General features: G+C 62.3%; 16 protein-coding genes. 10 read left to right on the forward strand and 6 right to left on the reverse strand.

What is annotated here, in order from left to right; all coding sequences use genetic code 11:
- Positions 1–49 precede the first annotated feature (49 nt).
- Positions 50–343 carry an HNH endonuclease gene (locus ISX84_RS13340; protein ID WP_195820878.1) on the forward strand — a complete coding sequence of 98 codons (294 nt, stop codon included), beginning with the start codon at positions 50–52 and terminating at the stop codon, positions 341–343.
- A 4-nt stretch (positions 344–347) separates the two neighbouring features.
- Here ISX84_RS13340 and ISX84_RS13345 read toward each other — a convergent pair whose 3' ends face one another.
- Complete coding sequence (locus ISX84_RS13345) at positions 348–956, reverse strand: enoyl-CoA hydratase/isomerase family protein (protein WP_195820879.1); 609 nt, start codon at positions 954–956, stop codon at positions 348–350.
- Complete coding sequence (locus tag ISX84_RS13350; RefSeq protein WP_195820880.1) at positions 953–1702, reverse strand: SDR family oxidoreductase; 750 nt, start codon at positions 1700–1702, stop codon at positions 953–955. Before ISX84_RS13350 ends, ISX84_RS13345 begins: the two co-directional genes overlap by 4 nt.
- 128 nt (positions 1703–1830) lie before the next feature.
- On the opposite strand from ISX84_RS13350, the gene ISX84_RS13355 reads away from it, so the two are divergent.
- From ISX84_RS13355 to lpxK, 6 genes are all read left to right on the forward strand, one after another.
- A complete protein-coding gene (locus ISX84_RS13355) occupies positions 1831–3354 on the forward strand; it encodes a DUF2125 domain-containing protein (RefSeq protein WP_195820881.1) in 1524 nt (507 codons plus the stop codon).
- Positions 3355–3476: 122 nt separating this feature from the next.
- Positions 3477–4823, forward strand: a complete 1347-nt coding sequence (locus ISX84_RS13360) for a TldD/PmbA family protein (protein ID WP_195820882.1) — start codon at positions 3477–3479, stop codon at positions 4821–4823.
- Entirely contained in the window at positions 4810–5595 is a 786-nt protein-coding gene (locus ISX84_RS13365; protein WP_195820883.1) for an inositol monophosphatase family protein, read from the forward strand. Before ISX84_RS13360 ends, ISX84_RS13365 begins: the two co-directional genes overlap by 14 nt.
- A gap of 57 nt (positions 5596–5652) precedes the next feature.
- On the forward strand, positions 5653–5895 hold the full coding sequence (locus ISX84_RS13370) for a DUF4170 domain-containing protein (RefSeq protein WP_195820884.1): 243 nt from the start codon (positions 5653–5655) through the stop codon (positions 5893–5895).
- A 6-nt stretch (positions 5896–5901) separates the two neighbouring features.
- A complete protein-coding gene (locus tag ISX84_RS13375) occupies positions 5902–7149 on the forward strand; it encodes a 3-deoxy-D-manno-octulosonic acid transferase (protein ID WP_195820885.1) in 1248 nt (415 codons plus the stop codon).
- The gene (lpxK, locus tag ISX84_RS13380; RefSeq protein ID WP_195820886.1) at positions 7136–8128 is read left to right on the forward strand and encodes a tetraacyldisaccharide 4'-kinase; all 993 of its coding nucleotides are present in this window, start codon (positions 7136–7138) and stop codon (positions 8126–8128) included. Before ISX84_RS13375 ends, lpxK begins: the two co-directional genes overlap by 14 nt.
- On the opposite strand, the gene ISX84_RS13385 is transcribed toward lpxK, so the two are convergent.
- Genes ISX84_RS13385 through ISX84_RS13395 form a run of 3 tightly spaced genes read right to left on the reverse strand, consistent with a single transcriptional unit; the run spans position 8125 to position 10431 of the window.
- Complete coding sequence (locus tag ISX84_RS13385) at positions 8125–9237, reverse strand: CaiB/BaiF CoA transferase family protein (RefSeq protein ID WP_195820887.1); 1113 nt, start codon at positions 9235–9237, stop codon at positions 8125–8127. The two genes, lpxK and ISX84_RS13385, sit on opposite strands and share 4 nt — an antisense overlap.
- Entirely contained in the window at positions 9237–9908 is a 672-nt protein-coding gene (locus ISX84_RS13390; protein WP_195820888.1) for a DsbA family protein, read from the reverse strand. Before ISX84_RS13390 ends, ISX84_RS13385 begins: the two co-directional genes overlap by 1 nt.
- 13 nt (positions 9909–9921) lie before the next feature.
- Positions 9922–10431, reverse strand: coding sequence for a DUF721 domain-containing protein (locus ISX84_RS13395; protein WP_195820889.1), 510 nt, complete (start codon positions 10429–10431; stop codon positions 9922–9924).
- 84 nt (positions 10432–10515) lie between these two features.
- On the opposite strand from ISX84_RS13395, the gene mutY reads away from it, so the two are divergent.
- The 3 genes from mutY to ISX84_RS13410 all read left to right on the forward strand — a co-directional run bounded on the left by mutY (position 10516) and on the right by ISX84_RS13410 (position 13308).
- On the forward strand, positions 10516–11592 hold the full coding sequence (gene mutY, locus ISX84_RS13400; RefSeq protein WP_195820890.1) for an A/G-specific adenine glycosylase: 1077 nt from the start codon (positions 10516–10518) through the stop codon (positions 11590–11592).
- 69 nt (positions 11593–11661) lie between these two features.
- Positions 11662–12813: an alkane 1-monooxygenase gene (locus tag ISX84_RS13405; protein ID WP_229884318.1), complete on the forward strand. Its 1152-nt coding sequence runs from the start codon at positions 11662–11664 to the stop codon at positions 12811–12813.
- A 69-nt stretch (positions 12814–12882) separates the two neighbouring features.
- Positions 12883–13308 carry a response regulator gene (locus ISX84_RS13410; RefSeq protein ID WP_195820891.1) on the forward strand — a complete coding sequence of 142 codons (426 nt, stop codon included), beginning with the start codon at positions 12883–12885 and terminating at the stop codon, positions 13306–13308.
- A gap of 241 nt (positions 13309–13549) precedes the next feature.
- Here the strand turns inward: ISX84_RS13410 and ISX84_RS13415 are convergent, their stop codons facing one another.
- Entirely contained in the window at positions 13550–14647 is a 1098-nt protein-coding gene (locus tag ISX84_RS13415; protein ID WP_195820892.1) for a site-specific DNA-methyltransferase, read from the reverse strand.
- Positions 14648–14690 lie beyond the last annotated feature (43 nt).

The following is a 14690-nucleotide window of genomic DNA, read 5'->3' on the forward strand; positions in this document are numbered from 1 at the left end:
CGATCACGCCTAGAGTCTTGCCCGTCCCCGACTGCCGGAGCAAGCCCAGATGTCCGATCCGATCTGCCCCCTGTGTGATCGTCCGATCCCGGCGGAGGTGAAGCAGAGCCATCATCACCTGATCCCCAAGCTGAAAGGCGGCAAGGGCGGGCCAACTGTGTTGCTGCATCACATCTGCCACCGGGAAATCCACGCGACGCTGACAGAGGCGGAACTGGCACGGGACTACGCCGAGATGGAAGCGCTCCGCCGTCATCCTCGGTTGGAGAAATTCATTGCCTGGGTGCGCAAGCGCCCGCCGGGGTTCTTGTCGAAAGTGCCGGGCGGGCGGCGCAAAAGGTGACTGCCTAGCCGCACATGTCCTTGATTTGCCCGGCGAGGTCGGGTTGCGCGGCAACCGTATCGATGGTCAGGGCCAGCGCTTGCGTTATCAAGTCCTCAGGCGGCACGATCCGGTCAATCAACCCGAACCTCAGCGCCTCTTCGGCATCGATTTTCTGACCCCCCATCAGGATCAGCTTGGTCCGCGCCGGGCCGATGAGCGCCGCCATGCGTTTGGGGTCGCTCGGCTGCGGCAGAAAGCCCAGCTTCATGACCGGATAAAAGAACCGCGCCGTTGCAACGGAAATTCGCATGTCACAGGCCAGCGCCATGCCCATGGCGCCCCCCGCAAGCGTGCCGTTCAACGCTGCAATCGACAGACCGGGCAGTGCCGCCACTGCCATCGAGAGCTCTTCCCAGAGCGGCGAGGTCGCGAGCCCGGCACGGGCCGCGTCCAGATCCGCCCCGGCGCTGAAGACCTTCCCCGTGCCCGTCAGGATCACCGCCCGCGCCCCTGCGGCGGCATGCATGACGTCCCGCAATTCGGTCAGCATCTCTTCGGTCAGAGCATTGGCCTTATCCGGACGGTTCAACGTGACCGTCCAGACATCGCTCTCCCGGTCGAGCGTGATCATGAAAGGCCCGCTTGCCGGCGAATATCCTCGTCCCGCAGCGAAATCTCCTGCCCGCACCACGCGTCAGCCTCAGGGCCGCACATCCACAACAGCGCCCGCGCGGGCCAGTCCGCCGGAATATGCGCGTCCCAGTCCAATTGGCTCACCGGGTTGATCCCGCTGGACTTGATCTCGCGCTGCATCTGCGTCGCGACCGTGCCCGGCGACAAGCCGATGGCGCGGATACCGTGTTCCGCCTCTTCCTTGTCGAGGCAGCGGGTCAGCATATTCACCGCAGCCTTGGACGCGCAGTAATGGCTCCAGGCCTCGACCGGGCCGTGGGCGGCCCCCGAACTGATGGTCAGAACCGATCCGCCCCCGCCTGCCTTCATCACCGGCACGGCGGCCCGCATGCCGTAAAAGACCCCCTTGAGGTTGATGTCGATGACGTCCCCCCAGGCTTCGACATCCGCGTCGCTCAGATGGGAAATCGGCTCGATCACACCGGCGTTGTTGATCAGAACGTCCAGGCTGCCAAAGGCATCGACGGTGGTATCGACAGCGGCGGCAACTTCGCGGGCATTGGCCACGTTGCAGGGAATCGCAATCGCCTGCTGGCCGATCTCGCCGGCCAGATCCGCAATCTGGCCCTGCCCGCGCGCGACAAGTGCCACATTCGCCCCGGCCTTGGCGAAAACCCGTGCCGTTTCTGCGCCAATCCCGCGGCTTGCCCCGGTGATCAGTACTGTTTTTCCTGTCATATCCATGTGCAACGCTCCTTGCTGATGGCCTTGTGGTAAAGTGCCGCGCGAGCGGGGTCCAGACCCACAGCCTCTTGACCATCGCCATACCTTGGCAGACCATGCGCGCGACAGTTGTTGATAAGGACTAGAGAATGACTTTTTTAACCCTCCGAACTGCGTCCGTTGCGCTGATCGTCGGTGCGATGGCATCGGCAGCGCAGGCGGATGTCAGCGGACAGGATGTGTGGAATGACTGGAAAACCTACTTCAAAGGGATTGGCTATGACGTCTCGGCGGACGAGTCGAAATCCGGGGACACGCTGACCGTCAGCGACATCGAATTCACCTCTCCGGAAACAAGTGATGCCGCTGCCGTAACGGTGAGCATTGACCGCATGACATTTACCGAGGCAGGTGACGGAACCGTCGAGGTGGTGTTTCCAGAGGTAATGCCGCTGGAGATGTCTACCGTCGATCAGGGCGGCGCCAAGTTGGACATCCAGATGGAAATCCGCCCCTCCGGTGCAAATACGACCGTGTCTGGTATGCCGACCCAGATGACCAGCGCCTATACAGCGCAGAGTGTCGAACTTCTGTTGACGGAACTAATCGTGGATGGCGAAACGATCGACGCAGCCAATGTAGCCATGCGCGTGATCATGAACGGCCTGTCCGGTACCACGCAGTCCAGTGTGACCGGGAAGCGCCTCTATGACCAGCGTATGCAGGCCACGGACGTTGACTATACCCTTGCTTTCATCAGTCCCGAGGGCCAGGACACAGTTGATCTTGCAGGCGGGATAGACGGCATCAGCTTTTCCGGTGAAAGCGCCGTGCCGCTTGTCGTTCAGGATGCCAGCGATGTCTCCGCCCTCCTTGCCGCTGGCATGGCGGTCAAAGGCGCGTTCAACTACTCGGGCGGCTCGACGACCATGTCGGTCAAAGAGAACAACGCCGAGGCTTTTTCCGCAGAGACCTCCTCGACGGGTGGCAAACTCGAAGTTGTCATGGGGGCCGATGGTCTGAATTACTCTGGCGGTCAGAACAACCTCAAATTGGCCATGACAACGGAGGATTTCCCGGTACCCATCGAAGTCGACATGGCCAGCGCGAGCTTCAACTTTGCGATGCCATTGCAGAAATCCGATGCCGCCGATGATTTTGCCGTTGGTTTTTCCTTCAACGATTTCACCATGTCCGATCTGCTGTGGGGGTTGTTCGATCCAAAGGCACAGCTGCCGCGCACGCCTGCGACTTTTGTGCTGGACCTGACCGGCAAAGCCCGGCTTCTGTTTGATTTCCTCGACCCCTCTGCAGCGGCAGCCGTGGATGATCCCGACTTTACGCCGGCCGAACTGGAATCCGTCGACATCAACCGGCTGCAGGTCACGGCGGCCGGTGCCGAGCTGACCGGCGAAGGTGCATTCACCTTCGATACGGATACGCCGGGGGCCGGGTTGAAACCCAAGGGTTCCGCGGATCTGATGCTGGTCGGCGGCAACAAACTGCTCGATACGCTTGTGTCCATTGGCCTGCTGCCCGAGGATCAGGCGATGGGTGCCCGGATGATGATGGGGCTGCTTGCCGTGCCGGGCACCGCCCCCGATACGCTCAACTCCAAGATCGAGATCAATGAGCAAGGCCACATCATGGCCAACGGCCAGCGCATTCAGTAATCGCTGAATAAACGCATGTAGACGAGAAAGAGGGGCGCGGCGAGCGCCCCTTTTTGCCTTCCTCCCTTGCAGTGCCTGCACGACACCGCTACCTGACGTGGAATTGGTTTGGAGCTTACTGAATGACCCAGTCGCCGGAGAGCCTGACCGCTCAGCTACTCGATGCCGCCCGGACAGCGGGTGCCGATGCCGCCGATGCCATCGTGATGCAGGGCACATCGCTCAGCATCGACGTGCGGACGGGCGCATTGGAGCATGCCGAACGGGCCGAAGCCGTGGACCTCGGGCTCCGGGTCTTTGTCGGCCAGCGCAGCGCCACGGTATCCGCGTCCGACACCGCCTCCAAGACGCTGGGGGAAATGGCCGTGCGGGCCATCGCCATGGCGCAGGAAGCCCCCGAAGACCCCTATACCGGTCTTGCCGATGCCGACCAGCTGGCCCGTGATATAGATGTGGCACGTCTGGAGCTGCACGATCCGACACCGGAACCCTCGCCCGCAAGCCTGCAGGAAGACGCGCAAGCCGCCGAAGCCGCAGCACTGGAGAACAAGGGCGTGACCCAGGTACAATCCGCCTCCGCGGGGTATTCTGCCCGACATGTGCATCTGGCGGCCACCAACGGGTTTTCCGGCGGCTACAGCCGCACCAGCCGTGCGCTGTCCTGTGTCGCCATCGCGGGGACCGGCACCGGTATGGAACGCGACGTGGATGGCGACAGCCGCACCTTTCAGTCCGACCTGCGCGATCCGCGAGAGATCGGCACACAGGCTGCGGAACGGGCGGTGGCCCGACTGGACGCCCGCAAACCGCCCACCGGCAGCTTTCCCGTGCTCTTTGATGAACGCATCGCCTCTTCCCTGATCGGCCATTTGCTGGTCGCCATCAACGGCTCGTCCATCGCCCGTGGCGCGTCCTGGCTGCGCGATGCCAAGGGGCAATCCGTACTGCCGGATCACCTCTCACTGGTCGAGGATCCGCACCGCCCCCGCGCGTCCGGCTCGCGCCCGTTCGATGCCGAAGGTTTGCCGACCCAGAGGCGCGAGATCGTCAAGGACGGTGTTTTGACCGGCTGGACGCTGGATCTGGCCACCGGGCGCAAGCTCGGGCTGCCCTCGACGGGAAATGCAGGACGCGGGGCCTCCTCCGCGCCCTCACCCTCCACCTGGAATGTGGCACTGAGCCAGGGGAAGGCGAGCCACGCGGATCTGCTCCGCGACATGGGCACCGGCTTGCTGGTAACCTCGATGATCGGGGCGACCATCAATCCCAACACGGGCGACTATTCACGCGGGGCCGCCGGGTTCTGGGTGGAAAACGGCGAGGTCACCCACGCGATCAACGAATGCACCATTGCGGGCAACCTGCGCGACATGCTGCGCCGGATCGTGCCGGCCAATGACGCGCGGGCGCATCTGAGCCGCGTGGTCCCCTCCTTGCTGGTGCCAGGAATGACCCTTGCAGGCAACTGACCTCGCCCTGATCACCGACGCAATCCGCCTGGCGGGCCGTGTGGCAACCGGATTTGTCGGCAAGGATGCAAAATCCTGGGACAAACCGGGCGGCGCCGGGCCGGTGACCGAAGCCGACCTTGCGGTCAACACGGCACTGGAAACGACCCTGCGCAGCGCCCGCCCAGACTATGGTTGGCTCTCCGAGGAAACCGAGGACACCGCCGACCGGCTGGGTCAGGAGACGCTGTTCATCATCGATCCGATCGATGGCACGCGCAGCTTTGTCGAAGGATCACGCACCTGGGCGCATTCCGTTGCCGTGGCGCATCGCGGCCAGATCACGGCGGCCGCCATCTACCTGCCGATGCGCGACAAGCTTTATACTGCCGCCTTGGGAGAAGGTGCGTTTTTCAATGGCACGCCATTGACCACCTCGACCGCTTCGGAATTACAGGGGGCAGAAATCCTGGCGACCAAGCCGGTGATGGACCCCAGCCACTGGTCCGAGGGGCAGCCGGGTTTTCACCGTTCCCATCGTCCCTCGCTGGCCTACCGGCTGGGGTTGGTGGCCGAAGCCCGCTTTGACGCCATGCTGACCTTCAGACCAAGCTGGGAATGGGATATTGCCGCCGGCGCGCTGATCGTGACCGAAGCGGGGGGTCTGTGTACCGACAAATCCGGGGCGCCGCTGCGTTTCAACAATGAAACACCCACGCTCAACGGAGTAATCGCCGCCGGACCCAACCTGCACCCACGTGTCCTCTCGGCGCTTGCACCCGCCGCGCCTTGACCCCAGCCCCCAGATACGCGATTTTCCGCCAACCCTCCGTCTCAAAGGATAAAACTCATGACGCAACGCCTGCATCTCGTCTTTGGTGGCGAACTTGTGGACCCGACCCGCAACACCTTCAAGAATGTCGAAGACATTCATATCGTTGGTATTTTCCCGGACTATGCAACGGCGTTCAACGCGTGGAAATCCGAGGCGCAACGCACCGTGGACAACGCCCACATGCGCTATTTCATTGCCCACCTTCACCGTCTCCGGGATGAAGAGACAGCCGCCTCCGCGACCGAAGAACTGGGGTAAAGACCTATGAGCCGCTCGTTCGGAATGGCGGCTTACCGGGCGCTGTCACGCAGATCGGCGGCCCGGTCCTTTGTTCCGAGCGCGCATCGACCCAAGGGCGAAGTGGTCTGGCTGCACGCGGCTGAGGCGGGCAATCTGCTGGCCATTCAGGACCTTGCCCAGCGGCTGTGCAGCGCGCGGGATGGTCTGCATGTGCTGATCACCCTGCCGGACGGCGAAGGTCTGAACATGGCCCGCACAACCAGCCCGAAAGAGGACACCATCCATCTCGATGAGCTCCCGTCAGAGCATCCGGCAGCGGTGGAAAGCTTCCTCAAGAACTGGGCGCCTGACATGTGCATCTGGTCCTGGGGCCGGTTGCGCCCAACGCTTGTGCACGAGACCCATCGGAACGGCTGCCCGATGATCCTGATCGACGCAGATACCGGCGGGTTTGACGGGCGCCGGGACCGCTGGCTGCCCGATCTGTCGCGTGACCTGCTGACGGGTTTCGCGGCCCGGATGGCGCGCTCGGTCCAGGCGGCGCAGCGTCTGCAGAACCTCGGTCTGCCCTCGAACGCCATCGAGGTGACATCCCCCCTACAGGCGGGCGGGCAAGCCTTGCCCTGCGCAGATGAAGACCTGTCGGAAATGACAAAAACACTGAGCGGACGGCCTGTCTGGCTGGCCACCAGCGTGCAGGAGGAAGAAGTCGCAACCATCCTGACCGCTCATCGTTACGCGGTGCGCTATTCCCACCGATTGCTGCTGATCCTGCATCCGGCGCACAGCCAGTCGCTGATCGATTTTGCCGAACAGGCGGTGGAGCAGGGCTTTCGCGTTGGCGAATGGTCCGTCGGAGACGACATCAGCGAGACGACGCAGGTGTTGATGGCCGAAGACGGTCATGATCTGGGCCTCTTTTACCGGTTGGCCCCGGTATCCTTTCTGGGCAGCTCCCTGTCGCCCGGTCACGGCGGCTGCAACCCCTTTGAGGCTGCAGCGCTGGGATCTGCCGTTCTATATGGCCCGAATGTACGGCGCTACCTGCCTTTCTATTCACGGCTCGCAAATGCCGGTGCGGCCCGCATCGTGAAAGACGCACAGAGCCTTGGGACAGCCGTCACCCGACTGATCGCGCCGGATCAGGCGGCGGCGATGGCGCATGCGGGCTGGGATGTAATCAGCCACGGGGCCGAACTGACCGACCGGGTGATCGATCTGGTGCAGACCACGCTCGATGAGCGGTTGGAAAAACGCCATGCGAACGCCTGACTTCTGGTTCGCACCGCCGGAAAAACCCGGCCTGTTGGCGCGCGTCCTGTCTCCCCTGGGGCGGATCTATGCACAGGGCACGGCGCGGCGGCTTGCCGGAACGAGCGGCCTGAAACTCGGCATTCCGGTGATCTGCGTCGGAAACATCAATGCAGGTGGCACCGGCAAGACACCCACCGTGATCGCCGTTCTGGAACGGCTGAGCGGCAAGTTTCACAAGCCGCATGTGGTCACGCGCGGCTATGGCGGACGCCTCAAGGGGCCCGTGCGTGTGGATCCGGGCCTGCACACGGCAGCGGACGTGGGGGACGAACCGCTGCTGCTTGCCGCCTTTGCCGATGTCTGGGTCGCGCAGGATCGTGCCGCAGGCGGCAAGGCGGCAGAAGCTGCGGGCGCGAGCATCATTGTGCTGGATGACGGGTTTCAGAACCCGGCGCTGCACAAGGACCTCAGCATTGTCGTGGTGGATGCAAAACGTGGTTTTGGCAATGAACGCTGCCTGCCCGCAGGCCCGCTACGCGAACCCGTGGATGTCGGGCTGGCGCGGGCGGATATCCTGCTCACACTGGGCGATGCCGCGGCGCAGGCAGAGTTCAAAGCAACCATCCCCCAGAGGCTGCCGCGCGTTGCGGCCCATCTGGCCCCCTTGCAGACGGGTATGGATTGGACGGACGAGCCCTTTGTGGCCTTTGCCGGGATCGCCCATCCCGAGAAGTTCTTTGACACCCTGCGCGGGCTGGGTGCGCGCCTGCTGCACACCGAGCCTCTGGAAGATCACCAGCCGTTGACCCCTACCTTGATGGCGCGTCTGGAATCGGATGCAAACGCAAAAGGCGCACAGCTTGTCACCACGGAAAAGGACGCCGTACGGCTGCCCCCGGCGTTTCGGATGAAGGTGATCACGCTGCCGGTTCGGCTAAGCTTTGACGGGACCTACAACCCGCTCTTTGACCGGTTGGACGGCTTCAAAGCGCCCTAGTCGCTTTCCCCCAGCTTTGGTGCGGGACGGTTCAACACCAGCTCTGCATCGGAAAAGGTAAAAGGGGACCTCACACCCGGCACGCCCTCCAGATCAAGCTGCATGCCGCGCGCCTGCACCTGAGGGTCCGCCATCACCTCGGCCATGTCGTTGATCGGCCCGGCGGGCACACCTGCGGCCTCGCAGGCCGCCAGCAGATCGGCGCGCGTGCGCGTCCGGGTCACCGCCGTCAGCCGTGCGTCCATCTCTGCCCGATTGGCGAGACGGTCCACGTTCTTGAGGAATTCGGGCGCCGTCGCCATCTCCTCCAGCCCCAGCAGGCGGCACAGCCGCTGATACTGGCCGTCATTGCCGGTGGCGATGATGATATGCCCGTCCTCGCAGTCAAAGACCTGATAGGGCGCGAGGTTCAGATGCGCATTGCCCATCCGGCGCGGCGGCGTGCCGGTGGTCAGATAGTTCATCGCCTGATTGGACGTGATCGACACCGCCACATCCATCAGGGCCATATCGATATGCTGGCCGCGTCCGGTTTGGTGCCGCTGATGCACCGCCGCCAGAATCGCTGTTGTCGCATAGACACCCGTCAAAATGTCCGTGATCGCGATCCCGTATTTCTGCGGTTGCCCTTCGGGTTCGCCCGTCACGGACATCAAACCCGACATGCCCTGCACGATGAAATCATATCCCGCGCGCGGCGCATAGGGCCCGGTGTGGCCGAACCCGGTGATCGAGCAATAGATCAACTGCGGGAACTCTTTCGACAGGCTGTCATAGTCCAGCCCGTATTTCGTAAGCCCGCCGGTCTTGAAGTTTTCGATCAGGATGTCAGCATCGCCCAGCAGGTCCTTGACCTTCTGCTTGCCTTCCTCGGTGCGAAAGTCTGCCGTGACCGACGCCTTGCCCCGATTGGTGGAATGAAAATAGGCCGCCGAGACATCGTCATCCCGGGTGACAAACGGCGGACCCCACTGGCGGGTGTCATCGCCTGCGGGGCTTTCCACCTTGATCACTTCACAGCCGAGGTCTGACAACGTCTGGCCTGCCCAGGGGCCGGCCAGAACACGTGCCAGTTCGACGACCTTCAGACCGTCAAGAGGGGCGGCCATTATTCCGCTGCGGCGTCGATCAGAGCGGCCATTTCATTGTAGGCCATGTTGGAATACTTCTGACCGTTGATGACAAAGCTTGGGGTGCTGTCGATCCCGTCGGCTTCGGCATGTTCCTGATACCAGGCAACCAGCGTACGCGCCTTGTCACCGTCCTGCAGGCAGGCCTCCATGGTATCCGCATCCAGTCCCGCCAGCGCACCGATCTTGCGCAATTCCGCAACGATCTCCGTAGGCTCACCGGCACGCGCCCAAGTGGACTGGCCGGAATAGATCAGATCGGTCATGCCGAAAAAGCTCTGCGGTGTGCCAGCACAACGCGCGATCATCGAAGCCCAGAGACCGAAGCGGTCGAAATAGACTTCGCGATAGACAAAATTGATCTTGCCCGTGTCGATGTAATCCGCCTTCAGCTGCTTGTAGGGACCTGCGTGGAAAGACGCGCAATGCGGGCAGGTGAAGGACGCATATTCAATCACGGTGACCGGCGCGTCCGGATTGCCCAGAGACATTTCTTGGATCGTGGAAATGTCCACATCCGCTTCTGCCGTCTGCGCATTTGCGGCTCCCAGAGGATCGGCGGGCGTCACGGACGGGCTGGGGGATGTGACGAAATATGCCCCTATTCCAAGCACGGCCACAGCGGCGGAGATCATCATCATTCGCGACATCGGTCTATCCTTTTCAGCGATTTGTCTTGTTCAGTATGTTTTCGCCCAGACGTGCAAGCGCGTCGCGCAACCCGCTGTCCTCAACGGGGCTGGCGGTTTGGGCAGCCTTGCGGCGAATGGCGGGATCAACGGGCGCCGCATCGGCGCCGGGTTTGGCCGGTTCAAAGGCAACCTGCCCTTCGGAAAACCCGGTGGCGGCGGTCTGGGTCACCCGGACACGCGCAATGGCGTTATAGCCGTAGACGGCATTGACCTTGGCACGCAGTTTTTCCTTTTGCATTTCCAGCATCGGGGCCTGTGCGCCGGTGGTCAGCAGCGTCAGCGTGGCGCCCATACCTGCGCGCCCGTAGCTCACCTCGACCGGGCGGGAAATTGCCGCGACATCCGCGCCGACGATCTCTGACCACTGGGTCAACAGCCGACTTTGCGCGAATCCCCGGCTTTCAGACGCCGCCCTGATCCGGCCTGTGAGCAGGCTGGCGGTGCGGGTAAACCCTTTTGTACTGGCACGTCTGGGCGGCATCGCTATCTTCTCAAGAAACGGTTGGCCCAGCATAGCCTTTCCGAGCAGCGGCAACCAGACAAAGCGGACGGACGATCATAAACATTGCGTGAAATTGCCCCTGATCCCGAAGAATTGAACGGCGCCCTTTTGGCCTGGTATGACGTGCATGCCCGCGCGATGCCCTGGCGGGTGCCGCCCGCGGACCGCAAGGCCGGGGTGCTGCCCGATCCCTACCGCGTCTGGATGTCCGAGGTGATGCTGCAGCAGACCACCGTGGCGACGGTAAAAGACTATTTTCACAGGTTCACGGCGCGCTGGCCCACCGTAGGCGATCTGGCGGCAGCCGAGGATGCCGATGTGATGGGGGAATGGGCCGGCTTGGGGTATTACGCCCGGGCCCGCAACCTGCTGAAATGCGCCCGCGCCGTGGTGACAGAGCATGGCGGGGAGTTTCCCGCCGATCACGCCGCCTTGCTGAAGCTGCCGGGGATCGGGCCCTATACCGCCGCCGCGATTTCCTCGATTGCGTTCGACCTGCCCCACGCGGTGCTGGACGGCAATGTGGAACGGGTAATGTCGCGGCTGCACGATATCCATACGCCGCTGCCCGAGGCAAAACCCGCATTGATGGCTGAGGCTGAGGCGCTCACCCCAACCAGCCGTCCCGGCGACTATGCACAGGCCGTCATGGACCTGGGCGCGACGATCTGCAGCCCGAAGTCTCCGGCCTGCGGCATCTGCCCCTGGCGTGATCCCTGTCTGGCGCGCCTGCGCGGGACGGCGGGCGAGCTACCCAGGAAAGCGCCCAAGAAGGCCAAGCCGGTCCGTCACGGTATCGTCTATCTCGGTCGTCGCCCCGATGGCGCATGGCTGTTGGAAACGCGGCCAGACAGGGGCCTGTTGGGCGGCATGCTGGGCTGGCCGGGATCAGAGTGGATCGACACAGACATCGCCCTGCCAGATGTGCCGCCCCCTGCATCGGCAGACTGGACGCAACTGTCAGGTGAAGTGCGTCACACCTTCACCCATTTTCACCTGATCCTGCAGGTCTGGACGGCTGAGGTGGCACCGGACACGACGCCAACCCGTGGCAGTTTCCGACCGCCCGCCGACTTTCGACCGTCCGACCTGCCAACCGTCATGCGCAAGGCTTTTGATCTTGCGCAGGCATCGGCATGAGCGCTGCGTCACACTTGGAACAATCGCCCGCGCCGGATTAGACTGCGCGGAGCCAACAGGATTCTGACAATGATGCACGATCAGAGACCCATCCCTCTTGCCGATCTGACGCGGCTGTCGCGCGCGGCACCGTTCTGGATTTCGCTGCTGCTGGTGCCCGTGGCCTGGGTAGGTGCGCTTTACGGTGGGTGGACGGTGGCCCTGCTGCCGGTCGTGACATGGTATCTGTTTTCAGCTCTGGACGCGGTCTTTGGTCATGACAAATCGAACGCGGACCCCGATACGCCGGAACAGAGCCTGTTCTGGTATCGGGTCATCACGCTGATCTGGACGCCGGTCCAGTTTTGCCTGCTCTTCAGCCTGATCTGGTATGTGCCGCAGGCCGACCACCTGGGCGTATTGGAACGCGTGGTGCTCTTCTTCGGTGTCGGCGTGATTACCGGCACGGTCGGGATCAACTACAGCCACGAGCTGATGCACCAGAAGAACAAGACCGAGCGTTGGATGGCCGACATCCTGCTGGCCATGGTGCTCTATTCACACTTCCGGTCCGAGCATCTGCTGGTGCATCACCGCTACGTGGGCACCCCCAAGGATGCCGTCACCGCGCGCTACAACGAAGGGTTCCACCGGTTTTACCCCCGGGTGCTGCGCCAGTCGCTGCACTCGGCCTTCTCCGCCGAAAAGCACATGCTGAAACGGCGCGACTTGCCGTGGTATGATCGCGGCAACCCGTTTTTTCGGTATTGGGGGCTGCAGCTTTTCATGCTGGTGCTGGCCCTTGGCCTCGGCGGATGGTCCGGTCTGGTGCTGTTCCTTGTGCAGGCAGGCACGGCGATCTGGCAGTTAGAGCTGGTGAATTACATCGAGCACTACGGTCTGACGCGCAAACATCTGGGCGATGGGAAATACGAACACGTCAAACCGCAGCACTCCTGGAATGCCGATCATCGCATGTCCAACTGGCTGCTGATCAACCTGCAGCGACACTCGGACCACCACTACAAACCCGACCGGCGCTTTCCGGTGCTGCAAACCTATTCCGACGTGGAGGCGCCGCAGCTGCCCTATGGCTACCCGATCATGACCATGGCCGCGATGGTGCCGCCGCTCTGGCGGCGTATCATGAACCCGCGCGTGCGGCGCTGGCGGCAGATGTACTATCCGGAAATCACGGATTGGAGCGCCTACAACAGCGCTGCAAACCCGATGCCGCGCTGAGGTCGATCACTCAATCTTAAACATTATATGGCAATGGTGGCATTCAGGCGATTTACACGAGGGGCAAGAATGCAGCAGCAAATTGCACAATCACCGACAAGCGCCCAGACCCGAACCTGTTTGATTGTCGAAGACAGCACCTTTGACCAGGAACGGATCAAGCGCATCCTCGACAAGAGTTTCAAGGGTGTTTTCGTTGCCGTTGCCGCAACCATCGAAGAGGCGCGCGAGCATATGGCGCGCTATCAGACCAGCTTTATCCTGCTGGACAATCACCTGCCAGACGGCACCGGGGCAAATTTTGCGATAGAATTGGCGGAAAACCCGGATTTTGCCAAGATACCAATCGTAATGGTCAGCGACTGGCCCACGCCCTTCATGTTCGACAAGGCGCAGTCGGCGGGGGTGATCCACGTGGTCAGTAAATCCGACTTCGGTGCTCGCTACATCCATGCGGCGCTCAATCACAATGTGAGGCCGAGACGTTTGAACTGAGGCGGGTACGGGCGGGGCCTGTCACTCGACCGATCCCGGGTCATTCACACCGATGACACATCCATCAACTGCTTTGACCAGATGCGGGCACCAAGTTGCCGTCCGGGCAACAGCCCATACGTCTCACGCTGATCCCGATGACGAAAAAACCCCGCCACATCGGGCGGGGTAAGGTGTGTGCCGTCAAAGGCAGCCTTGTCTAGGCCACAGGCACCGGCGGTGTTCGTAAATCAGGGATGCGTCAGCTCGCCATTTCCGAGCGGATCTGCTGGCGCAGGACATCAATGGGCACGTTCTTGCCCTCTTGCCTGAAGGTCCAGTAGGTCCAGCCGTTGCAGCTCGGGGCACCCTCGTAGGCGGCACCCACCTGATGGATCGAGCCTTTGATGTCATTGCCGACAAGCGTGCCATCGGCGCGCACCTTGGCAATCTGGCCACGGGGGGAATAGAGCACCTCGCCCGGGCGCAGCATACCGCGCTCGACCAGTTGGCCAAAAGGAACGCGGGGCTCCGCCCGTTTGGAAGCCGAGACCTGCAGCGCTTCGCGGTCAAACTTGCGGACCTTGGCGATGCGTCTTTGCGCAACCGTGCGATAGGCCTCTTCGCGTTCGATCCCGATGAATTCACGCCCCAGCATCTTGGCGACGGCCCCGGTCGTCCCGGTCCCAAAGAACGGATCGAGCACCACATCTCCCGGATTTGTCGAGCCGACCAGCACGCGGTGCAGCAGGCTTTCGGGCTTTTGTGTCGGATGCGCCTTGTCGCCCTTGTGGTCTTTCAGCCGCTCGTGACCATTGCAGATCGGCAGCACCCAGTCGGACCGCATCTGGATGCCTTCGTTCAGCGCCTTGAGCGCTTCGTAATTGAAGGTGTATTTGCTGTCTTCGGACTTGCCGGCCCAGATCATCGTTTCATGCGCATTGGTGAAACGCTTGCCCCGGAAATTCGGCATCGGGTTCGACTTGCGCCAGACCACGTCGTTCAGGATCCAGAAGCCCGCATCCTGCAGCGCGGCGCCGACGCGAAAGATATTGTGATAGCTGCCGATCACCCAGATCGCACCATTTGGCTTCAGCAGGCGTCGCGCGGCCTTCAGCCAGGCGCGGGTGAAATCATCATAGGCCTTGAAGCTGGAGAACTGGTCCCAGGCGTCATCCACCGCATCCACGCGGCTGTTGTCCGGGCGGTGCAATTCGCCCTTGAGCTGCAGATTATAAGGCGGATCAGCGAAAATCAGATCGACGGACGCCTCTGGCAGGCTGTTCATCATCTCGATGCAATCGCCGTCAAGTATCGTGTTCAAAGGAAGCGCAGTGGCGCCTTTGGTCTTGGTCATCATTTTTCTGCCTCTGTCCCGGTGCTTGCTGCACTCATTGGTTGAG

This window comes from Roseobacter sp. MH60115, from assembly GCF_015644665.1.
GTDB lineage: Bacteria > Pseudomonadota > Alphaproteobacteria > Rhodobacterales > Rhodobacteraceae > Roseobacter.

What these genes read in the sequence shown, in the direction of transcription:
- ISX84_RS13340 (WP_195820878.1), top strand. Translation starts at nt 50, where the DNA reads ATGTCCGATCCGATCTGCCCCCTGTGTGATCGTCCGATCCCGGCGGAG.
- ISX84_RS13345 (WP_195820879.1), bottom strand. Translation starts at nt 956, where the DNA reads ATGATCACGCTCGACCGGGAGAGCGATGTCTGGACGGTCACGTTGAAC.
- ISX84_RS13350 (WP_195820880.1), bottom strand. Translation starts at nt 1,702, where the DNA reads ATGGATATGACAGGAAAAACAGTACTGATCACCGGGGCAAGCCGCGGG.
- ISX84_RS13355 (WP_195820881.1), top strand. Translation starts at nt 1,831, where the DNA reads ATGACTTTTTTAACCCTCCGAACTGCGTCCGTTGCGCTGATCGTCGGT.
- ISX84_RS13360 (WP_195820882.1), top strand. Translation starts at nt 3,477, where the DNA reads ATGACCCAGTCGCCGGAGAGCCTGACCGCTCAGCTACTCGATGCCGCC.
- ISX84_RS13370 (WP_195820884.1), top strand. Translation starts at nt 5,653, where the DNA reads ATGACGCAACGCCTGCATCTCGTCTTTGGTGGCGAACTTGTGGACCCG.
- ISX84_RS13375 (WP_195820885.1), top strand. Translation starts at nt 5,902, where the DNA reads ATGAGCCGCTCGTTCGGAATGGCGGCTTACCGGGCGCTGTCACGCAGA.
- lpxK (WP_195820886.1), top strand. Translation starts at nt 7,136, where the DNA reads ATGCGAACGCCTGACTTCTGGTTCGCACCGCCGGAAAAACCCGGCCTG.
- ISX84_RS13385 (WP_195820887.1), bottom strand. Translation starts at nt 9,237, where the DNA reads ATGGCCGCCCCTCTTGACGGTCTGAAGGTCGTCGAACTGGCACGTGTT.
- ISX84_RS13390 (WP_195820888.1), bottom strand. Translation starts at nt 9,908, where the DNA reads ATGTCGCGAATGATGATGATCTCCGCCGCTGTGGCCGTGCTTGGAATA.
- ISX84_RS13395 (WP_195820889.1), bottom strand. Translation starts at nt 10,431, where the DNA reads ATGCCGCCCAGACGTGCCAGTACAAAAGGGTTTACCCGCACCGCCAGC.
- ISX84_RS13405 (WP_229884318.1), top strand. Translation starts at nt 11,662, where the DNA reads ATGATGCACGATCAGAGACCCATCCCTCTTGCCGATCTGACGCGGCTG.
- ISX84_RS13410 (WP_195820891.1), top strand. Translation starts at nt 12,883, where the DNA reads ATGCAGCAGCAAATTGCACAATCACCGACAAGCGCCCAGACCCGAACC.
- ISX84_RS13415 (WP_195820892.1), bottom strand. Translation starts at nt 14,647, where the DNA reads ATGATGACCAAGACCAAAGGCGCCACTGCGCTTCCTTTGAACACGATA.